At 58.4% G+C, this 21,809-nt stretch carries 17 protein-coding genes; 11 read left to right on the top strand and 6 right to left on the bottom strand.

Translation table 11 applies throughout. The features are described from left to right. The first annotated feature begins 21 nt into the window (after positions 1-21). The 6 genes from H8B15_RS12500 to H8B15_RS12475 all read left to right on the top strand — a co-directional run bounded on the left by H8B15_RS12500 (position 22) and on the right by H8B15_RS12475 (position 10,089). On the top strand, positions 22-483 hold the full coding sequence (locus H8B15_RS12500) for a hypothetical protein (RefSeq protein ID WP_187320029.1): 462 nt from the start codon (positions 22-24) through the stop codon (positions 481-483). 403 nt (positions 484-886) lie between these two features. After that, complete coding sequence (locus tag H8B15_RS12495; RefSeq protein WP_187320028.1) at positions 887-2,245, top strand: MBL fold metallo-hydrolase; 1,359 nt, start codon at positions 887-889, stop codon at positions 2,243-2,245. A 128-nt stretch (positions 2,246-2,373) separates the two neighbouring features. Continuing rightward, entirely contained in the window at positions 2,374-3,591 is a 1,218-nt protein-coding gene (locus H8B15_RS12490; RefSeq protein ID WP_187320027.1) for an exonuclease SbcCD subunit D C-terminal domain-containing protein, read from the top strand. Positions 3,592-3,990: 399 nt separating this feature from the next. Then, entirely contained in the window at positions 3,991-4,920 is a 930-nt protein-coding gene (locus tag H8B15_RS12485; protein WP_187320026.1) for an NmrA family NAD(P)-binding protein, read from the top strand. Between the two features lie 279 nt (positions 4,921-5,199). Next, positions 5,200-6,030 (top strand): ion transporter, encoded by an 831-nt coding sequence (locus H8B15_RS12480; protein ID WP_187320025.1) that lies wholly within the window; start codon positions 5,200-5,202, stop codon positions 6,028-6,030. 618 nt (positions 6,031-6,648) lie between these two features. Further along, positions 6,649-10,089, top strand: a complete 3,441-nt coding sequence (locus tag H8B15_RS12475; RefSeq protein WP_187320024.1) for an AAA family ATPase — start codon at positions 6,649-6,651, stop codon at positions 10,087-10,089. Here H8B15_RS12475 and H8B15_RS12470 read toward each other — a convergent pair. Together H8B15_RS12470 and H8B15_RS21035 are read right to left on the bottom strand one after the other, a co-directional pair. Further along, positions 10,064-11,173, bottom strand: coding sequence for a DUF6687 family protein (locus H8B15_RS12470; RefSeq protein WP_187320023.1), 1,110 nt, complete (start codon positions 11,171-11,173; stop codon positions 10,064-10,066). The genes H8B15_RS12475 and H8B15_RS12470 overlap by 26 nt on opposite strands. A 104-nt stretch (positions 11,174-11,277) precedes the next feature. After that, complete coding sequence (locus tag H8B15_RS21035) at positions 11,278-11,427, bottom strand: helix-hairpin-helix domain-containing protein (RefSeq protein ID WP_246455446.1); 150 nt, start codon at positions 11,425-11,427, stop codon at positions 11,278-11,280. Positions 11,428-11,843: 416 nt separating this feature from the next. Between H8B15_RS21035 and H8B15_RS12460 the strand changes: the two genes are divergently transcribed. The 4 genes from H8B15_RS12460 to H8B15_RS12445 all read left to right on the top strand — a co-directional run bounded on the left by H8B15_RS12460 (position 11,844) and on the right by H8B15_RS12445 (position 15,986). Continuing rightward, positions 11,844-12,299, top strand: a complete 456-nt coding sequence (locus H8B15_RS12460) for a hypothetical protein (RefSeq protein WP_187320021.1) — start codon at positions 11,844-11,846, stop codon at positions 12,297-12,299. Between the two features lie 71 nt (positions 12,300-12,370). After that, a complete protein-coding gene (trxA, locus tag H8B15_RS12455; protein WP_187320020.1) occupies positions 12,371-12,682 on the top strand; it encodes a thioredoxin in 312 nt (103 codons plus the stop codon). Positions 12,683-12,799: 117 nt separating this feature from the next. Next, entirely contained in the window at positions 12,800-15,136 is a 2,337-nt protein-coding gene (locus tag H8B15_RS12450) for a TonB-dependent receptor (RefSeq protein WP_246455444.1), read from the top strand. Between the two features lie 4 nt (positions 15,137-15,140). Continuing rightward, the gene (locus tag H8B15_RS12445) at positions 15,141-15,986 is read left to right on the top strand and encodes a DUF4249 domain-containing protein (RefSeq protein WP_187320019.1); all 846 of its coding nucleotides are present in this window, start codon (positions 15,141-15,143) and stop codon (positions 15,984-15,986) included. Positions 15,987-16,168: 182 nt separating this feature from the next. Here the strand turns inward: H8B15_RS12445 and H8B15_RS12440 are convergent, their stop codons facing one another. The 4 genes from H8B15_RS12440 to H8B15_RS12425 form a co-directional block, all read right to left on the bottom strand. Beyond that, positions 16,169-16,987 (bottom strand): purine-nucleoside phosphorylase, encoded by an 819-nt coding sequence (locus tag H8B15_RS12440; protein WP_187320018.1) that lies wholly within the window; start codon positions 16,985-16,987, stop codon positions 16,169-16,171. A gap of 140 nt (positions 16,988-17,127) precedes the next feature. Beyond that, the gene (sppA, locus tag H8B15_RS12435; protein ID WP_187320017.1) at positions 17,128-18,885 is read right to left on the bottom strand and encodes a signal peptide peptidase SppA; all 1,758 of its coding nucleotides are present in this window, start codon (positions 18,883-18,885) and stop codon (positions 17,128-17,130) included. 197 nt (positions 18,886-19,082) lie between these two features. Further along, entirely contained in the window at positions 19,083-19,937 is an 855-nt protein-coding gene (gene kdsA, locus H8B15_RS12430; RefSeq protein WP_187320016.1) for a 3-deoxy-8-phosphooctulonate synthase, read from the bottom strand. Positions 19,938-20,016: 79 nt separating this feature from the next. Further along, positions 20,017-20,634, bottom strand: coding sequence for a methyltransferase domain-containing protein (locus H8B15_RS12425; RefSeq protein ID WP_187320015.1), 618 nt, complete (start codon positions 20,632-20,634; stop codon positions 20,017-20,019). Positions 20,635-20,747: 113 nt separating this feature from the next. Between H8B15_RS12425 and H8B15_RS12420 the strand changes: the two genes are divergently transcribed. After that, positions 20,748-21,695 carry a hypothetical protein gene (locus H8B15_RS12420; protein WP_187320014.1) on the top strand — a complete coding sequence of 316 codons (948 nt, stop codon included), beginning with the start codon at positions 20,748-20,750 and terminating at the stop codon, positions 21,693-21,695. Positions 21,696-21,809 lie beyond the last annotated feature (114 nt).

The following is a 21,809-nucleotide window of genomic DNA, read 5'->3' as shown; positions in this document are numbered from 1 at the left end:
ACGTAATAGTTGCTTTCAACCATGAAAAAATCCCTCATTCTGTTTGCTGCTTTTGTCTTTACCATGGGCGCCGCTTCGGCTCAGACCACTACCCAAAATGAAATGGGACAAATGCAGCGCCCCATGCGCGGCCAGGGCATGCGCAACATGACGCCCGAGCAGCGTGCCGACCAGCAAGCCCAGCGCCTCACCAAGCAGCTCAGCCTCTCGGCCGACCAGACTACGAAAGTGAAATCCCTGGCCCTGGCCCAACAGCAGGAGCGGCAAACCATGCGCACCCAGGCTAGCGCCGACCGCCAGGCCATGATGCAGAACATGAAAGCCTCCCACGACAAATACGAGGAGCAGCTGAAAGGCATCCTGACCAGCGACCAGTACACCAAATACACCCAAATGCGCGATGAGCGCATGAACAAGATGCAAGACAAATTGCAGGACCGCAAAGGCAAAAAAGGCAAGATGAAGGCCAGCACGAACGGCTAGTCGTAGCCTCTTAGTTTCTATTTTAACGGCCCGCTTGTTTGCACAGGCGGGCCGTTTTGCGTGGTTTCCGCAGCGGTTTCACCAGGTATTCTACTACCGGCCAGCCGTGGTAAATGCCGCTTTTCTGGCGGATGCATGGCTCGGCGGCTGAGCATGGCGTTGTCTGTGATAAATGCCCTGCCCTCTATTACGGGGCTACACGGCATTGCATAACCGCCTTATTTTTTATCCGATTGATGACCAATATATTACGCCTCAATTTTTTAACCCTTCCTTTCCCTAACCTCCCGGCGCACGTTGCGTTTGCTTATATTTGAGAATATGCGTTGGCGGGCCTGGCCCGGCCGATGCCGCGTCCGGACCAGCTTACCGCGCGGCGCCGCAGTCACTATATGCTTCCCTCATGAGTCCCCTGCCTAGTAGTCAGTCTGTTCAGATTCAGCAGTTTTATGATAAAGGACTGGCCCATGCCAGCTACGCTATCCGGTGCGGCCGCTACGTGGCGCTCATCGACCCCAGCCGCGACCCGCAACCCTACTATGATTTCGCCGACGAGCACGATGCTACGATTGAGGCCGTCATCGAAACTCACCCCCACGCCGATTTCGTTAGCTCGCACCTGGAAATAGCAGAGGAAACCGGCGCTACCATCTACTGTAGCAAGCTCACGAAAGCCGCCTACCCCCACCAGAATTTCGACGATGGCGACCGGCTCGTGTTGGGCACTGTGGAGCTACATGCCCTTAGTACCCCCGGCCACTCGCCCGACAGCATTTCGGTGCTGCTCATCGATGATTTGGGTCAGACCCGCGCCGTGTTCACCGGCGACACCTTGTTTGTGGGCGACGTGGGCCGGCCCGACCTGCGCGAAAGTGAGGCCGTGGGCGGCCACCAGCGCGAACACCTGGCCGTGCAGCTCTACCACAGCCTCCACAACAAGCTCCTGACCCTGCCTCCCGCCACCAAGGTCTACCCCGCTCACGGGCCTGGCTCGCTGTGCGGCAAAACTACCAGCACCGAGCTAGACAGCACTATAGGCAAAGAGGCACGCTCCAACTACGCCCTTCAGCCCATGACGGAGCCAGAGTTTGTGCGGGTGCTACTGGAAGATCAACCCTTTGTGCCCAAGTATTTTGGGTACGATGTTCTTCTGAACAAGCAAGGCGCTTCTTCTTTCGAAAACAGCGTGCGGTGTGTGCCGCGCCTGCAAGCCGATGAACCCCTGGAGCCCGGCGTGCTTATTATCGATACCCGACCAGCGGAGCAATTCAAGGCAGGCCACCTACCCTCGGCCATCAACTTGCAGGATGGGGGAAAATTTGAAACCTGGCTGGGCTCGGTAGTAGGCCCCGACGAGCCGTTCTACCTCATTGCCGACACGCGTATTGCTCTGGACACCGTTATTCGCAAAACGGCCAAAATCGGCTACGAAACAAACATCAAAGGCGCGCTGCTTACCCCGCCCATTCTGCCGGCCGTGAGCCTGCAGGTGGATGTGGAAGATGTGCGGCAGCACCCCGAGGAGTTTACGATAGTGGACATTCGCAACCGCTCCGAGGCCGCGCAAGCCCTGTTTCCGGGGACGCTGCTGATTCCCCTACCCGAGTTGCGCGAGCGAGCCGGCGAAATCCCGCGCGACAAGCCAGTGCTGGTGCATTGCGCCGGCGGCTACCGCTCGGCAGCGGGTGCTAGCATTTTGGTTCCGCTTCTCCCTGGCACTGCCGTATATGATCTGGGCGAAGCCGTGCAGGAGTTTCAATAGAGCCGCTTCGTGGGCACGTATTGCTGCTATCAGCTGTTGAGCCCACACTTCTGTTGTCATTCCTTACTTATCTAGATTTCCCGCGCCCGTCTTATCCATAAAGACGGGCGCTTGCCAAACGCCCCTACATGAAGGTTCTGCATACCGCCGACTGGCATTTGGGTCAGCGCTTCGTAGGTGGCCACGAGCGCACAGAGGAGCACCGCCACTTTTTGGAGTGGCTGGTGCAGACTGTGCGCGAGCAACGGATAGAAGTATTAGTGATGGCCGGCGACGTATTCGATACGGGCTCACCTTCCAACCAGGCGCTGGAGTTGTACTACTCCTTCCTGCTGCAAATGCGCAATACGGGCTGCCGCGACGTGGTGCTGGTGGGCGGCAACCACGATTCGCCGGCTACCCTGAACGCGCCCGCCCGCCTGCTGCGCCACTTGCGCGTGCACGTAATTGGCTGCGTGCCCGATTGTTTCGACGACCAAGTGCTAGTAATTGACAACGCACAGGGTCGCCCTGGCCTGGTGGTGTGCGCCGTGCCCTTCCTGCGCGACCGGGATGTGCGTTTGTCGGTACCAGGCGAAAGCGCCGAGGAGCGTGAGGCCCGCATCAAGCAAGGTATTGCCGACCACTACGCCCGCTTGGCCGAGCTGGAAACCGTATGGCAGCTGAAAGCCGCCGGCCTACCCGTGTTGGCCACGGGCCACCTCTACGCTGCCGGCGGCTCCCCTTCCGATTCGGAACGCACTATCCATGTGGGCAACCTGGGGCAGGTAACGGCCGAGCATTTCCCGACCGTCTTCGATTATGTGGCCCTGGGGCACTTGCACCGTCCGCAGCGCGTGGGCGGGCGGGAACACATCCGGTATTCGGGTGCGCCCATTGCGCTGTCGTTTTCCGAAATCGACTACCCCAAGGAGGTCGTCTTGTTGGAATTCACCCCGGATGGGCTCACCATTGCCTCCCTACCCGTGCCGGGTGTGCGCCGGCTGGTGCGCTTCCACGGAAACCTCGACGAGGTGCTCACCCAGCTCACTACTTACGACAATGCCGACTACCCTCTGCCTGCCTGGGCCGATGTGGAGATTCGCTCGGAGCTGAGCCAGCTAGAGGTAGCCGAGCAGTTATTGAAGGTGATAGAAGCCTTGGACCGGCAACAACTGCACGTGCTAAACCGACGCCATTTTCGTGTGGCAGCCCCCCATCTGTTGGGTCAGGAAGAAGAACCCCTCACCCGCAGCCTGCACGATTTTACGGAGCGCGAAGTATTTGCGCAACGCCTGGAAACGGAGCCGGAAGAAGACCGACCGGAGCTGCTGCGCACGTTTGACGAGCTGCTGGAAGGAATGTAGCACACTGCTCATTGCTGGCCTACCACCTCCTGAACTATCAGCTACTGACTACTCCCAAAAACTAGCCCACGGAAAAACACGGCCAGCAGTACGCCTACCAATACTTGCAGCGCCTAACCCGTAAACAGCAGCCCTAGTACGGGGCGGCTACCAAGTCAATGACAATGCCGGCCCGCTGGGCAAAGCTGGTGGAAGAGGATACGTCAGACATTCCAAACAAGCAGGTGCAACCCTTGCTTACGTAAGGGCCGGGCCAAAAGCAATTCTTTCCTACCCTGGAACTGTTCCGATAGCCTTGCTTCTCCACAACCTTCGGGAAAGGTAGGCGGTACTACCCTCTGTAGCCGGCACGCCCATGTAGTGTAGCCCGGTTACTCACCTAATTCCTTCACTTGCTTTATGGCTACAGACTCAAAAGCTGGCTCCACCGCTTCGCCTGCCACCATTGTATTGGCCGGCTCTACCGGTTCGCTCGGTTTGCTTATTGCCCACCATCTCCGTCAGCGAGGCGCTACTGTGCGGGCCTTGGTGCGCCCTAGCAGCAGCGCGTCGGCCGAGGCGGAGTCGTTGCGCCTGCAAGGTGCTACGGTGGTAGTAGTTGATTATGACAGCGTGGCTGACCTCACGCAGGCTTGCCAAGGAGCCGATTGTGTAGTATCGGCGCTATCGGGGCTGCGGCCGGTGATTGTGGATGCCCAAACACGCTTGCTAGAGGCGGCCGTGGCAGCCGGCGTGCCCCGCTTTATCCCCTCCGACTATTCTGCCGATTTCACCCGGCTACCCGGAGGCGCAAACCGCAACTTCGACCTGCGCCGGGAGTTTCAGCAACGGCTCGACCAAGCGCCCATCAAGGCCACGTCCATCTTCAATGGCATGTTCATGGATCTGTTCACCGGGCAGGCGCCGCTCATTCAGCCAGGCATACGCCGAATCGTGTACTGGGGCAGCGCCGATCAGCCATTAGAATCTACTACAATGGTTGATACGGCCGCTTATACGGCCGCCACTGCCCTCGACCCCACCACGCCCCGCTACCTGCGTATTGCCGGCGACGTTACCACCGTGCGCAACCTGCAAGCTATTGCCAGTGAGGTGATGGGCGAGCCATTTAAGCTATTGCGGGTAGGCGGCCTGGGCGTATTAGAAACGATGATTAAGGTAACGAAAACGCTCATGCCGGCCAAAAACGAGGTGTTTCCACCGTGGCAAGGCATGCAGTACCTGCACAACATGCTCTCAGGACAAGTCAGCTTACCCACACTAAATAACGACCGATACCCCGATCTGCACTGGACGAAGGTGCGGGACGTACTGCCGAAAAAGGGGTAGGCATCAACAATAACTGTTTAGGCAATAAGCAAATAGAACATTCCTTCGAACAACGGGAGAAATTTCGGGTGCCTATGCTGGATAGCAATTTTCATCGCTTGCAGTGAAAGCGGTAGCGAATGCACGTAGTATCAGTTCTGTAAGATTTATCCTTGTTCGCCCTACCAAATAGCGGTTGGCAATAGCCGCCACGCTCCTAACCTAGGCCTTTGCGGGCGTACCCGCAAAGGCCTGTTTGCGTAAGTAAGGGGCAACTACCCGCCACCCTGCTACGCACTGATGGATATATTTCCTCCCGAAAACGCCTCTCACTGGAAGCAACGCGCCTACCGCATTATCTTCGAATCGGACACGCCCGCCGGTCAGGCGTTTGATGCGGTGCTGCTCGTAGCCATTGTGCTAAGTGTGCTCACGGTGATGCTGGAAAGCGTAAGCCAGATTGCGGCGCAATATGGGCCCTTGTTGCGGGCAGTAGAGTGGGCCTTCACTGGCTTGTTTCTGCTAGAGTACATTATCCGGCTGGTGGTGGTGCGCCACCCTTTAGCCTACGCACTAAGTTTGCTAGGTATTATTGATCTGCTGGCCGTGCTACCTACTCTGGCCTCGCTGGTGATGGTTGGTAGCCACTATCTGGTAGTCATCCGGACGCTACGGCTGCTGCGTGTGTTCCGCATTTTCAAGCTGGGCCGTTTTGTGGGCGAAGGCGAGTTTATTGTGAGTGCACTCAAGGCCAGTCGTTTCAAGATTCTCGTATTCCTGGCGGCCGTACTCACGCTGGTTATTGTCATCGGCACCTTCATGTATGTGGTAGAAGGTGGGCAAAACGGCTTCACCAGCATCCCGAAGAGCATCTACTGGGCCATCGTCACGCTGACTACGGTCGGCTACGGCGACATCTCGCCGGGCACTGTGCTGGGCCAAACCATGGCCTCTATCCTGATGATTCTGGGCTACGCCATCATTGCCGTGCCCACCGGTATTGTATCGGCCCAAATGGCCCGCCCTACCCCCGATGCGCCTGCTTTCAAACAAGCAACTTGTCCTGCATGCCAGGCCATCGCCCACCGCAACGACGCCGCCTTTTGTTGGCATTGCGGGGAGAAGCTGTAGAGGCTGCTATATTCTACACTGCATTTAGCACCACACTAGGCTTACACTACTGCCAACCAGGGCTGTAGCATCTTTTTGAACTCCTCGTCACTGAATTTGAACTTGACACTACTGGTACCTACTAAAATACGCGTTGTGTAGGCAGTGGACCAAAGAAACGTTTGCTCCTCAAGTGCCCCAATACAAGACCAGGGAATGAGCAATGGAGGGTGGCCTATATGGAAAAGAAACGCCACGGACAATGATAAGCCGGACGCTGACGCGGCTGCTTGGATTACACCGTTGTACCTGGCTAAGCCTAGTTTGGCATGGCGCAGTCGAAACTGCGGCTCTATCATTTCTCCCGGCGCAACCTCAAATTGTGTAGACAGTTGGTGCCAGCCAAAAAAGGAGATGAGTTTACAAACCACGCACCAGAAGCCTATAAACACAGCTATGAACGCCGGGATAAGTAGGGGCGACAACGAACTATTCATGTACTAAATAACTGCAATTCGCTGCGCATAGCACTTACGCACGCCTACTTTTCGAGTGCCAAAAGATGAATCTGCTCCTTTTCGCGTCATACAGTTTCTTTTAGCGCAGTAACTTCGTGGTCCGCCCTGGTGTTTACTCCGCATGAAAATTCTCCGCGTCCGCTTTTTCAATCTCAACTCCCTGCGCGGGGAGCATTTTGTCGATTTCAGCCACGCTCCGCTGGCCGATGCGGGGCTGTTCGCCATCACAGGTCCTACCGGCGCCGGCAAAACCACCATTCTCGATGCCATCACGCTGGCCCTCTACGGCCAGGTACCGCGCCACGAGGGTAGCGGCCCCGAGCAGGTGATGAGCCACGGCACGGGCGAGAGTTGGGCCGAAGTGGAGTTTCAGGTGAACGGCAAAACCTACCGCTCGAAGTGGGGGCAGTACCGCGCCCGTCGCAAGCCCGGCGGCAATCTCCAGGACCCCAAGATGGAGCTAAGCGAGCAGCCCGAAACACCGAATCCGGAAGCCCCAGACAAGTGGCCGATTCTGGAAAGCTACAAGTCGCGGGTGCCGGTGCGCGTGGCCGAGCTGAGCGGGCTGGAATACCGGCAGTTTTTGCGCTCGGTGCTGCTAGCCCAGGGCGACTTCACCCGATTTCTAAAATCGAGCCCCGGCGAGCGGGCGCAGCTGCTGGAAAAGATTACCGACACGCGCAAGTACTCCGATATTTCGGTGGCGGCATTTCAGCGGGCCAAGGAAGAAGCCCAGCGGGTAGAGCAGCTACGGGCGGGTTTGGCAGGTGTAACGCTGCTGTCAGCGGAAGAGGTAGGAGCACTGGAAGCGGAGGCGCAGGAGCTCACCACCCAGCTGGAAACCGCCACTGCCACCCAGGAGCAGCTGCGCGAGGCGCGGCAGTGGCACCAGAAGCTGCACGACCTACGCCAGCGCCAGCACACCACCCAGCAGCGTCAGCAGCAGCTGGCCGCCCAGACCGAGACGCTGGCCCCATTGCGGCAGCGTTTGGCGCTGCATCAGCAAGCCGCGCCCTTCGCCACCGACTACGCGTTGCTCCGCCAGGCCGAGCAGCAGCTAGGCCAGCTACGCACCGAGGTAGGCCAGCTGCAAGAGCAACTGCCGCAGTTGCAGGAGCGCCGCGCCACCGCCGAAGCCACCCTGCACACCGCCCGCGAGGCCCATGCGCAAGCCACTGCCGCCCAAATGGAGCAGGAGCCCAAGCTGCGCGCCGCCGAATTGCTCGACCATCAGCTGGCCGACCAACAAGACCAGCTTGCGAAGGGTAAGCAAGAGTATCAAGGCTTCAACCTTCAGTGGAAAGAGCAAAAAAACACGGCCACCCAGGCTGCCGCGCAGGTGCATCAGCAGGAGCAGCAGGCCCGCACGTTGCGCGAGTGGCTTACGCGTCACACCGTACTCAGCAGCGCATCGGAAGCTTTGGCGCCTTTGAGCGGCTACCTCCAGGATTGGCAGCACAACCGTACTGAGCTTACAGGGCTGACGGAGTTGATTCGGGAGCGGCAACGCCAGCTGACGGCCGCTACCGACACTGAGGCCAGCAGCACGCAGCTACTCGCCGGAACCAATACGCAGCTCACTACCCTGGCCCAACGGCACGCCACCGCCACGGCCACTCGCACCGAGTGGCGCTACCAACTGACGCATCACGTAGCCCGCTTGCACCGCGAGGCTGCCACGCTGGATGCCAGCTTGCAGGACTTGCGCCGCCTCATGCACGCGCATCAGCTTATTCTGACCCACGAGGAAGCTCGTCGGCACCTTATAGCCGGCGAGGCGTGCCCGCTGTGTGGAGCCGTGGAGCACCCCTATGCCACCGGCGTACTGGGCGTGAGCGAAGACTCTGTGCAGCGCGATCGGGAACGGGAGCAAGCCCTAGAAAAGCAGTCAGTGGCGCTGAAAGGGCGCATCAACCGACTGGTGAGCATCAGCGGATTATTGGAAAACGGCACCCCCTTAAGCGAGTCCGAAACGGCGGTAGTGCGGTGGCTGTCGGAGGAAGAGGAAGCGACTATCCCGGCCACCGTGCGTGCTTTGGCTAAAGAGCTAAGTGAGACGGAGCAGCTACAACAACAGGCCCAGCTCATTCAGGCCAAAGCCCAGGCCGACCAACACAACGCCCGACAGCAGCAGCAACAGCTTCGGACTGAGCTAGAGCGCCTGACCACGCGCTTGCAGGACGCGCGCGAGCAGGAGCCTTTGATGAAGGAGAACATCACCAGCCTGATTCGGTCGTTCGGGCTGGAGTTTTCGGGTGAAAACGGCGCGGCACTGGTACGAAATTTGGAAACTGCTGGTGCCGATTTCCGCCGCAAGCAGCTGGAAGCTGAGCAGTTAGAACGTAAGCTGGACTTGGAAAACGAACGCGCCGCCACTGCTGAGAAAGAGCGCCAACGGCTGCAAGTAGAGCTGGATCAGCGTCGCGAGGCCCTGGAGCAACAACACAAGGCAATTGTGCAGCGCCAGCAGCAGCGCCACGAACTGCTACCTACTACCACTAGCGTAGCCGATGCCCGCCAGCAACTGGAAACGGCCGTGCGCACCGCCGACCAGCGCCGCCAGCAAGCCGAGCAGCAGCTACAGCAGCAGATCACCACGCTCACCATTGCCACCGATAAACTGCGCCAGCGCGAGCAAGACGCTACACAACAGCAGCAAGCGCAAGCCGAGCGCCACGCTACCCTGTCGGCTACGCTGGGCGCGGCCGGCCTCGCGCCCGACCCGACTATTCTGCCTACTCTGCTCCTACCCGATGCGGAGGTAGGCAACCTACAAAGCCAGCTGCGCCGCCACGAGCAGGAAACCAGCCTGGTCGAACAAACCCTGCGCGAAACCGCCGAGCAGCTTCAGCAGGAGGAAGCCCGCGCCCTCACGCCGGAGCCGGCAGAGGTTATTACGCAACAATTGACCATCAACACCCAGCAGCTTGCTACCCTCAACCAGCAGCTGGGCCAGCGCCAACAGCGCCTCGCCGACCACCGCGCCGGGGTAGCCCGGCACGCTTCGTTGGTGGTGGAAATTGAGAAGCAGCAGCAGGAAGCGTGGCGCTGGCGCCAGCTCACGGACCTCATCGGCTCGGCCGACGGCAAGAAGTTCAGCGAGTTTGCCCAAGGCCTGACGCTGGCACGACTCGTGGATTTAGCCAACCGCCACCTGCACCGCTTCTCCGACCGCTACCGCATCAGCCGCAACCCGCAGGAGCATCTCGATCTGCTCATCACCGACCACTACCAAGCCGATAACGTGCGCTCCATGAACTCGCTATCAGGCGGGGAAAGCTTCTTGGTGAGCCTCGCGCTGGCCCTGGGACTCTCGGAGCTGGCCGGCCGCAAAACGCAAATCGACACGCTCTTTATCGACGAAGGCTTCGGCACGCTCGACCCCGACACGCTCGATGTGGCCCTGTCGGCCCTCGAAACCTTGCAGGGCACTGGCAAAACCATCGGCATCATTTCTCACGTGGAGGCACTAAAGGAGCGCGTGAGCACGCAAATCAACGTGCGCAAGGGGGCAGGCGGCGTGAGCACGTTGCGGGTCATCGGATTTGGGGAAGAACAGTAGCGCCTATTTCCAGCGCATTCCTACCCCCAACTGCCCGTATCTCTGTCCACGTCCAGTAGCGGCGCGGCTCTATAGTGGCGTAGCCTTGCCGAAAAAATGACACGACTTCATGCTCTACTTCTTCCGTCGAAATCGACGATTGATACAGAGGGCGCTGGTCGGGGTCGGCGTAGCGCTGGGCTTTGGTGAGGCCTTTGCCGGAGAGGCGCAGCAGCGGGCCGGTGTCGGTGATGCCATCGTGGGTCCAGCGGCGGGTGGTCTGTTCCAGCGCATTCAAACGATTAGCCAGCGCATCGAGCGGCAGCCGGGGTAGCGTGGGGCGCGACTCCAGGTCAATCCATGTGGTGTATTTGTACTCCAGTTCGTAGCGCTGCTTGTCATAGAGGCTCAGCACCATATCGAAACCCGCCGTGGGGCCGAACAGGGCGTAGTAGGGCAGCGGCTCCGGCGTGCGCACCACCATCAGCCCAATTTTGGGATAGGGTGTGAGGCTGGTAGCGGGGCTTTGCATGATGGCTGCGGCTTGCTGCACCCGTTCGTATTCCGGCAGCCACACGGCGCGTTCGGACGCTGGGTTTTCCAGCACCGCGGCGAAGCGCGGCAGGAACCACGCAAACTTTTCGGCCGAAGCCTCGTCCTCGCGTCGGCGGCGGGCGGGTGCACCAAAGGGCTCGTAAAACCGCGCTTTTTCCTCGGCATTCAGCCAGCACACCAGTTGCAAGGCGTGGTTGGCCTGCGGGTCGTGCCAGTCGATTTCGCGGAAGTCGCCGAGGGTAGCCACCAGGCGCAGCAGGTGCACGTGGCGTAGTGCCAGCTCGGGGTAAAGCAGGCTCCACACGCCCACAAATCCGTCTACGTCGAAATGATTGGCCGATACGGCTTGAGCTTCCAGACCGGGCGTGGCGGGCTGGTGCAGGGCGCGCAGCACCGAGCCAGCGCTGGTATCGTCGCGCAGAGGCTCGGGGGTAGCGGCTCCGCGCCAGTGCGCCAGCGTGAGGGCGGCGCCCAGGCCCGTGCTATCCACCAAGATGGTAGGCTGCTGGCGTAGCTGGGCAAAAGGGACAAAAAAGCGGGAGGAACTCATGTCGGTAAAGGTAGCAGCCTGCCTGTTTCTGCTCGAAAGCAGAAGCGCAGGGCACACATCCAACTATGCATAATCCTATTTTAAATTACATAAGTAAAATCATTTTATTTATACTTCCCACGCCGGTTGGAAATCCGCTCTACGCGATTGTTCCGAATCCAACCCAGGTACTTTTGCAACTCCTCGGCTTCCCGCAGCGCCTCGATAGTGCCGTACTGCCGAGCCAGGGTTTTGTTGGGCAGTAGGAGGTGCACCGTACTATGACACGGCTGGCATAAGTCGGCTACAGGTCCATACTTACCACCTTCTTCCCGTGGCACCAAGTGGTGGCGCGTCACCTGCCTCACCCGCCGTAAGCAGAGTGCGCATTGCGGCTCTTCCGGCACAGATTTAGCAATTACCTCTTTCCGACGACGTGCCATATACTACTTATCTACTTGAGTAGCATTTTTTATGGTTACCGTATAAAAATTTATGTATATTGTAAATTTCATAAATACAATCACTCTATACTTCCAATATATTTTATATTTTACCAATTCTTTTAAAATCTGTTAATCCAGATTTTTTAGCCATAGCAGTTGCTTTCAAAAGACATTATACAAACAGCTCTGCTGTTTGAAGAACCCCAAAACCTGACTTTTCACTCCTTACATTTTATCTTTTGCGTATGCCCACTTCTACTTTCTCTTTTTCCTCTGTATCTGGTTTGACCACGCTGCTGCGGGCAGCTGGTTTTGCGTTGGCTCTGCTCCTGCTAACCTCTACTGCCTCCCACGCGCAAACCTGGATGGTATCGACGGACACGTACGTGAAGCTGGGCGTGGTAGACAAGTTTGGGCAGTTGGGAGCGTACACCGCCAAGTTTGTGGTGACCAACCAGTCGACGGGCAAAACATACATGCTGGACAAGCAAATACCTGCGGGCCAGAAAGGTGTAGACGTTATCTTCCCCTCGGAGCCCTCCGAACCCGACTACTTTAAGTCGGACCGTAACGAGGCGGGCACGGCCGCGCCCGGCCGCTACGTGTGGGAATGCCAGGTAAGCGGCAAAAAGGTAGTGGGCGGCTTCTTCGAATTTGAAAAGGCTGGCAACGACGTAACGGTTATTGAGAAGCGGAAGTAAAAGCCTTTTTGTCGGCGCCTGCGTATGCGGAGTAGTTTGTTTTTCTATCGAACTCCGCAACCATTGTTCCCATGCCGAAAAAGTCTTTTTCTGAGTTGATTAACAGCCCTGGTATGCCGGTGCTGGTCGATTTTTATGCCGATTGGTGCGGTCCGTGCAAAACCATGGCGCCCATTCTGCAACAGGTAGCCCAGCAGCACCAGGGCAAGTTGCGCATCATTAAGATTGACGTGGACCGCAACCAAGCGGTGGCCCAACAGTTTCGGGTGCAGAGCATCCCTACCCTTATTCTGTTTCAGAATGGGCAGCCCGTGTGGCGGCAAGCGGGCGTGGTGCCTGCGCCGCAGCTCAATCAGACGTTGCAGGGCTTTGTCAATCGTTGAAGTAGCTTTGTTGGTGCGCAGCTCCTAACCAACAGACTATCCGGCGAGGTCGGGCGTTGGAAGTAGGCGGCATTTGCCCGCACTTTTCTCCTGTTCGCCCCTGAAATCCTTCGTCTGTTGTTTGCACGCTGTACCCTTCTAATAGTTAGTCTGCTACTGCCCTTATTTGCGCTGGCGCAAACGCAGTATACCCTCAGTGGCGTGGTGCGCGCCGCCGACACGCACGAAGTACTACCCGGCGCGTCGGTGGCAGTGCCTGCCTCGGCCACTGGCACCGCCACCGATGCCCAAGGCGCCTACTCCTTGCCCCTCCCCCCGGGCACGCACGAGGTAGTAGTCTCTTTTCTTGGCTATCAACCTGTTACGCGCACCATTACACTGCGCCGCGACCAGCGCCTATTGGTAGAGCTGCCTACCGCGGCCAATGAGCTGGGCGAGGTGATTGTGCGCGGTACGGGCACGCTGGAGCAGAAACTCCAGACCACACAAATGAGCGTAGAGCGCCTGACCACCCGCGAGGCCAAGCTCCTGCCCGCGCTGTTTGGGGAAGTTGATTTGCTGAAAACGTTGCAGCTTAAACCCGGCGTACAAAACGGCGGCGAGGGTACCTCGGGCCTGTTTGTGCGCGGCGGCTCATCGGACCAAAACCTGGTGCTGCTGGATGATGCGGTGGTGTACAACCCGGCGCACTTGTTTGGGCTGTTTTCGGTATTTAACCCCGATGCCGTGCAGAGCGTGGACCTGTATAAAGGGGGCTTTCCGGCCCAATATGGCGGGCGTCTTTCCTCTATTATTGATGTGCGCCTGCGCGAAGGCAGCCACGAGAAGGTAGGCGTGAGCGGCGGCATCGGCCTGATTTCGTCGCGCCTGGCTGTGGAAGGACCCTTGAACAAGGGCAAGGGCTCCTTTCTGGTTTCCGGCCGCCGCACGTATTTCGACGTGTTCACGCGGGCCATCAACCGGGTGAACCAGGATGACCCGGATTTCAGCCCTATTCCTGACTACTACTTTCAGGACCTCAACCTGAAAGCCAACTACCAGCTGGGCCGCAAAGATCAGGTGTTCCTGACCGGCTACTACGGCAGCGACGTGTTTGGTTTCAACAGCGACGGTGGCTTCAACATCAACTTTGAGTGGGGTAATACCCTAGGTGCCCTGCGCTGGCAGCACACCTTTGCACCGCGCTTGTACCTGAATACTACAGCCTCCTTCACGCGCTATCGTTATAACATCGGCAATGCGCTGGACGAGTTTAGCTTTGGCCTAGCTTCTACCATCCGCGACCTAAGTCTGCGCTCCGACCTGGAATACCACACCGCCGATAATCGGCACATTCTGAAGGCTGGGGCAACCGTCACCTCGCACAACTTTGGGGTAGGCCGTTTGCAGGCCGAAAGCGTGAGCAACCTAGTCAACTTCGGCTCCGATGTTAGCTACACCGGTCAGGAAGGCGGCTTGTATGCGTCCGATAACTTCACCGTCAACGACAAGTGGCAGCTTGATTACGGCCTGCGTCTGTCGGGCTTTCACAGCGGCTCCGACACGTACGGTGGCATTGAGCCCCGCGTGGCGGCGCGCTATTCCCTTTCCCCTACCCTCAGCCTGAAGGCCAACTACGCGCTGATGTATCAGTACGTTCACCTGGTCACGAACTCGGGCGCCTCCCTACCCACCGATATCTGGTACCCCTCGCGGCTATCGGTGAAGCCGCAACGCTCGCAGCAGGTGGCCACGGGCGTGAGCTGGCTGCTGGGCGGTGGCAAGTACCTGCTCACCAACGAGGTGTACTATAAGTGGGCCGAAAATCAGATTGATTTTCGGGATGGTGCCCAGCTGTTTGCCAATGCCGATCTGGACCAGGAGTTCCTATTCGGCAAGGGCTGGGCCTACGGCGACGAGATTTATCTGGAGAAAAAGGAAGGAAAAACCACTGGCTGGATTGGCTACACGCTGGCTTGGACCAAACGGCGGTTTCCGCCCCAGCGCGGCACTACGGGCATCAACAACGGTGCGGTTTACTACCCTACCTACGACCGGCGCCACAACCTGACGGTGGTGGTACTGCACCAGCTTTCGCCGCGCATCAACCTTACAGGCTCGTTTGTATTCACCTCAGGAGCTGCTACCACGCTGCCGCAGGGGCGCTTTGTGTACCAGGATGCGCTGGGCAACGGCGGCAACCCGGTAGCGGTGCCGCTCTACCCCGAGCGCAACACCTACCGCATGGCGCCCTACAACCGCCTCGACCTGGGCTTGGTCTATAAGCTGCGGCCCCGCCACGGCGAGTCGGACCTGACGCTGAGCATCTACAATGCCTACAATCGGCGCAATCCGTACTTCATCTACTTCGACCGGATAGAAGATCCGCAGACCAACCTCACCACAGGCTACAGAGCCCGGCAGGTGTCGCTGTTTCCGACTATTCCGTCGGTTACGTACAACTTCAAATTCTAACGTGATGCGCTGTTTCCGCCGCCGACCTGCTGCCTGGCTGTTGCTGAGCCTCTTCTCTCCTACCCTGCTGGCCGGCTGCGGCAGCCTGCAACAAGATATTGATGTGGATCTGCCCTTTGGGCCGTCGCAGTTGGTGGTGGAGGCGTATCTGGAGCCCAACGTGGTGCCTCGCCTAACTGTGACCGAAACGCAGCCCTACCTAGCCGATGCGCTGCTACCTCTAGTGGATGATGCGACAGCCATCATCATCCGCCCCAATGGCACCCGCGACACGCTCACGTACGCGCCGACCATCGACCGCACAACCCGCAAAGGCTACACGCACATTGGTCGGCGGCGACTGAATGCCCGCCCCGGCGACACCTTCGGGCTAGAAGTATATGATAAGCAAGGTAGGCGCCTCACCGGCACGGCCACTATGCCTGCCACTGTACCAATCCAGAAGGTAGAGTGGCGCTTCAACAACGAAACTGGCAACCAGCGCAAAGCGTACATTCTCAACACCTTTCAGGACCCTGCCGGCCTCGGCGACGCCTACCGTTTTATGGTGCACCGCCGCTCCCTTCTCCGCGAACCAGAAGTGGAATACATCGTGCAAGACCGCCTCACCGATGGCCAGAGTATCACGCTGGGCACGTCCTACGAGTTTAACCCCAACGACACGCTCATCGTCAGCCTCTTCCACCTCGACACGCCTTACTACAACTTCCTGCAATCGGTGCAGGACGCACGCAGTGCCAACAACAACCCCTTCGCGCAGCCATCGGGCGTAAAATCAACCGTAACGGGCGGCATTGGGGTATTCACGGTCCTGAGCGTGCAGCGGCAGAGTGTTATTCTGCGGGAATAAGGTGAGGTGGTGAGATAGTGAAATGGTGAGTTTGACGTTCTGTCATCCTGAGCTTGCGAAGGACCTTATCACGTTGAACGTGTAGGTGTTACGATAATCGTTCTACGGGCATAAGGTCCTTCGCAAGCTTAGGATGACAGAACGTCAAACTCACCATTTCACTATCTCACCACCTCACTTACTCAACACTGCTCCACCACCGCTTTCAGCAACACGGTAAGCCGTGGCTCCGCATCAGCGGCTACGCGCAGAATATCAGCCAATTGCACGCGCTTGAGCTTGCCAGGCGCGCACAAATCGGTGATGACGGATATGGCCAGTACAGGCAACTGCATGTGCACGGCGGCAATAACCTCTGGTACGGTGCTCATGCCTACCCCATCGGCCCCGATGGTGCGTAGGTAGCGATACTCGGCGGGCGTTTCCAGCATGGGGCCGGGTAGGGAGGCGTACACACCGCGCCGCACTTTATCGGCAAAGCCCAGGTCCTGAGCGGCTTTTTCGGCCAGGGCCAGCAGGCCTAGGTCATAGGGCTCCAGCATGTCGGGGAAGCGCGGACCCAGCTCGTCCAGGTTTTTGCCGATGAGCGGGTTGGTGGGTTGCAGGTTGATGTGGTCCTCAATCAGCATGAGGTCGGCGTAGTTGTAGTCGGGGTTGAGGCCGCCGCCGGCGTTGCTCACAAACAGCTTCCGAATACCCAGCAGCTTCAGCACGCGCACCGGAAACACCACTTGCTCCATGGAGTAGCCCTCGTAGAAGTGGAAGCGTCCCTGCATCACCAGCACCCGCCTACCCGCCAGCGTGCCCGCCAGCAGCTTGCCCGAGTGACTTTCCACCGTCGACACCGGAAAGTGCGGAATATCGGCGTAGGAAAACGTGTGCTGCACGTCAATTTCCTGAACGAGTCCGCCCAAGCCGGTGCCGAGGATGATGCCGAATTCGGGTTGAAAGTCGTCTAAGCGGGCTTGGAGGTAGGCAGTGGCTTCGCGGAGGTGTTGCATGGGGGTGGGTTGAACTGTAAAATTATCTGTCATCCTGAGCTTGCGAAGGACCTTCTCACGTTGAACAGTTGTCGTACCAACGACTCGTTCTACTGTGAAAAGGTCCTTCGCAAGCTCAGGATGACAGATGCAATTAATCGTTACTCAATTGTCATCTCAAACGGCATGCGGGCCTGCACGCCGCGCATCTGGATGAGCTTATTATACTGCTCGTATAGGGGGTAGAGCGTGCCCATTTCCTGTTTCACCATGCGCAGGCGCACTTCCTCGTTCAGGCTGCTGAAGGTGCTTTCCAAGAAGGTTTTCTGGCGGGGTAGGCGTTGCAAGGAATAGTCGCCTTCTTTCAGGTTGGCGCGGCGGGCGGCAATGCGTAGGGCGTCGTCCATAGAGCCCAGTACGTCGACCAGGCCGCGGGCCTTGGCCTCGCTACCCGACCACACCCTACCCGACGCCAGGCGGCGCAGGCGCTCTACGGGCATGTGGCGGCCCTGGGCGGCTTTGGTGGTAAAATCGGCGTAGATGCGGTCTACCTCCTGTTGTAGCTGCTGCTTCTCGTAGGCTGTGAGCGGACGTGTGATGGTGGGAATATCCGAGAATTCGCCCGTTTTCACGCGGTCCGTCGTCACCCCGATTTTGTCGCTCAGGAACGGCCCGATGTTCGGCAACACGCCAAACACGCCGATGCTACCCGTGATGGTGTTGGGGTGAGCCACAATCGTGTCGCAGGCCATGGCAATGAAGTAGCCGCCCGAGGCCGCCACGTCCGACATGGAGCAGATAATGGGCTTCACCTTCTTCGTCAGTACCACCTCGCGGTAAATAATATCCGAGGCCAACGAGGAGCCACCGGGCGAGTTCACGCGCAGCACCACGGCCTTCACCTTATCATCCATGCGGGCTTTGCGAATGGCCTCGGCGAAGCGCGTGCTGCCAATGCTGCTGCTACCGCCTTTACCGGTCACGATGTCGCCCTCGGCGTAGATAACGGCAATACGGTTGTCGCCCAGCGTTTCGTCCTCGCTGTTTTTGGCGTAGTCGCTCAGGTCAATAGTACTCAGCTTTTTGTCTTTCGCTACGCCTACCTTGCCTTTGATGTAGTCGGTAGCTTGGTCGTAGTAGCCCAGGTGCGTTACCAGGCCGAGGCGCTTGGCGTCGTCGGCGTTGTGCACCAGCATCGAGTCGCTGATGACCTTGAGGCGCGGCCCCGGAATGTGGCGCGCGGTGGCCACGTGGCCCAGCATATAGTCGTTGAGCGAGTTCAGGAACGACGACGTTTGCAGCCGCGCCGAATCCGACATGCTGGTGCGGAAATACGGCTCCACGGCGCTCTTAAACGAGCCTACCCGGAAGATATAGGGCTCCACGCCCAGCTTGTCGAACAGGTTTTTGTAATAATACGTCTCCGAGCTGAGGCCATTGAACTCCAGCGTGCCCTGCGGATTGAGATAGATGCGGTTGGCCACCGATGCCAGGTAGTAGCTCTTTTCCGACTGCGCATCGGCATACGACACGATGAATTTGCCCGACTTCTTGAAGTCCAGCAGCGCGTCGCGGATTTCCTCCAACGAGGCCATGCCGCCCTGCACCAACTCCACGTTCAGCAGAATGCCCTTGATGTCGCCGTCGTCCTTGGCGCGGCCAATGGCCTCTTTCACCTGCTCCAGACCAATATCATCGGCCTGCGAGCTGATGAGCGAGGCCAGGGAGCTGCGGCTTTCGCGCTCGGCCAGGGGCTTGTCCAGCTTGATTTCCAGCACCGAGTTGCTGGCCACCGTCACCTCCTTATCGGCGGAGCTAGCCAGTGCAATCAATGCTCCTATTACCAGCACAAAGCTCAGTATACCAAACAGTACCAGCCCCGTGAGGGTAGCCAGCACATACTTAAAAAATTGTTTCATGGAGGAGAGTCAGATAATAGAGATGCGGGAGAAAGATACGAGGGGATAGAGTAGAACGGGTCATGCTGAGCGCAGCGCAGCGGAGTCGAAGCATCTCGCTCGCTTCGTTGAATTAGTTATGCAACGTCAGCACGCGAGATGCTTCGACTCCGCTGCGCTGCGCTCAGCATGACTCGTTCTACTGTGCTCCTATCCAATTACGCCGGCAGCGCCTCGATGCTACCCGTATCCTGCAGTGCCTGACGCAAGGCCGTTAGGCGCGTGAGCAGGCCTTCCAGCTGGTCCAGGGGCAGCATGTTGGCCCCGTCCGATTTGGCGGTGGCGGGGGTGGGGTGCGTTTCGATGAACAGGCCATCGGCGCCCACGGCAATGGCGGCTTTGGCAATGGTTTCGATGAGGGCCGGCTGCCCACCCGTCACGCCGCTGCTCTGGTTGGGCTTTTGCAAGGAGTGGGTCACGTCCATCACCACGGGCACGCCAAACTGCTGCATGGCTGGCAGGTTGCGGAAATCTACTACCAGATCGGAGTAGCCGAAGGAGTTGCCGCGCTCCGTTAGAATCACGTGCTCGTTGCCGGACTGCCGCACCTTGTCCACGGCAAACTGCATGGCGTCGCCGCTCAGGAACTGGCCTTTCTTCACGTTCACCACTTTGCCGGTTTTGGCGGCAGCAATCAGCAAATCGGTCTGGCGGCACAAGAAAGCCGGGATTTGCAGTACGTCTACGTACTCGGCGGCGAAGGCAGCCTCGGTGGTTTCATGGATGTCCGTCACGGTAGGCACGCCAATTTCGCGCCCTACCTTTTGCAGGATGCGCAGGGCCGTTTCGTCGCCGATGCCGGTAAAGGAATCCAAGCGGCTGCGGTTGGCCTTGCGGTAGGAACCCTTGAAAATGTAGGGAATCTGGAGCTTATCGGTGATGTGCTTGATGCGCTCGGCAATGCGCAGGGCCATGTCTTCGCCCTCGATAACACAGGGACCAGCCATCAGAAAAAACTGACCGGAATTGGTATTGCGGAAATGCGGGAGAGCGTTGGCGAGTTGGGCAAACATAGAAGCGAGGTAGGGGCCGGCGCCGCGGGGCTACTGGCTGGTCAGACAAAAAATGAGGGTAGAGAGTGAGAAACGCAAGCTACAGCTTAACCTCCGTTTTCCGACGCAGACAGATAAACAACTCCCTACCCTGCCGGGGTTTCAGCGAATTGTAGGCCGGCGCGAAATGCACGAAATCAAAGTACGGCTCGAAATAGGCACGGTACTCCGCGGCGCTACCCCCAAAAGGTGGGCCGGGTTGCGAGAATTCCGTATCAAACAGCAACCCCATTAGCTTGCCGCCGGGGCGCAGCAGCGCGGCGCTCTGCCGGGCGTAGGCGGGGCGCTGGGCGGGGTCGAGGGCACAGAAGAACGTTTGCTCTACCAGCAAATCGAACGGCTCGGCGGGCGTGAGGGCGAAAAAATCCTGCAATAGCAAGTGCTCCGCCGGGAAGTCGGGCACGCGGGTTTGCAGCGCCGCCAGGGCGTCGGGCGCTACGTCGGCCACCCACACCTGGGGGTAGCCCTGGCCGTGTAGATACTCGGCCTCGTAGCCCCGCCCGGCGCCCGGAATGAGGATGCGGCGGGCATTCGGCCCAGACAACTGCACAAAATAATCGCGCAATGGCGGCGTTATCTGGCCCGCGTCCCAGCCGGTTTGGTGGGCCTCGTAGCGGCCCTGCCAGTAGCTGGCATCCAGCTTTTGCGTAGGTTGCATCTTCCTGTCCGATTTACCCTTGGACTTGCGCACGTGCACAATCCCTTTATTTTTGTGCACAAAGGTACTAGTCCTACCCGCATCTGCCGGGTATCATTTAACCCTCCCACTACATGGAACCGAATCAAAACCCTGAACCTAAAAACAACAACCGCGTCTGGCTATTCGTGGCCCTTTTTCTGGTGCTGCTGGGCATCAACGGCTTTTTGTTCTACCTGAATCAGCAGAAAGGCAAGCAAAACGAGCAGCTGACAGCCACCGTCAAAGAGAAAGACACCAAGCTGGAACAGCAAATCAAAGAGTACGAAACCCTGAAAGCCGATTTTGAGCGTCAGAGTCAGGAAGTACAGGGCATGGGCCTGGCCAACGACTCGCTGGAAGCTCGTATTGCTGCCATCAACGCCGATTTGCTGAAGCTGCGCTCTTTCCGCAAGGGTAGCTTCTCTATTGCCGAGCAGCGCCGTTTCAAGGAGCGCGCCGCCAACTTTGAGAACCAGCTGCGCAAAAAAGACGAGGAAATTGCTCAGTTGAAGGCTGATAACGAAGCCCTCTACACCGAAACCACTACCCTGAAAGAGCGGCAGAACAAGCTCACCGACACCATCTCCACGGTGGTGCGCTCCAACCAGGAGCTGTCGCAGAAAGTGGAAGTAGCCTCCCGCCTGCAAGCCGACAACATCCGGGTAGGCATCATCAACGGCCGTAACAAGGAGAAGGACGACGACGACAACGAGTTCAAAGCCAAGCGGGTAGAGAAAGTAAAAGTTACGTTCAACCTGGCCCGCAACGACGTGGCGCCCAAGGAAACCAAGCAAATCATGATGCGCCTGATCGAGCCCGACGGCTCGGCGCTGTATAACCTGAGCACCGGCGGTGGCACGTTCATGGTCGATGGCTCGGAGGCGTTCTACACCGCCAAGCAGGACATCGTGTTCGACAATACCCGTCAGCCCGTGCAATTCCTGTACGCTAAAGGCGCACCCTATAAAACTGGTTTGCACACCGTGGAGCTGTACTCGGGTGGCGTGATGATCGGTAAAACCACGTTCACACTGAAGTAATCTGAACCACGGATTCGCTCGGATTTTTCGGATTACGCGGATTTTGTAGACGTATTTATACAGAAAGAGCTTGCCACATGGCAAGCTCTTTCTGTTTTGTGGGGATTTGGAAGT

The organism is Hymenobacter citatus (genome assembly GCF_014333615.1).
GTDB lineage: Bacteria > Bacteroidota > Bacteroidia > Cytophagales > Hymenobacteraceae > Hymenobacter > Hymenobacter citatus.
This window is presented reverse-complemented; position numbering and strand designations above follow the sequence as displayed.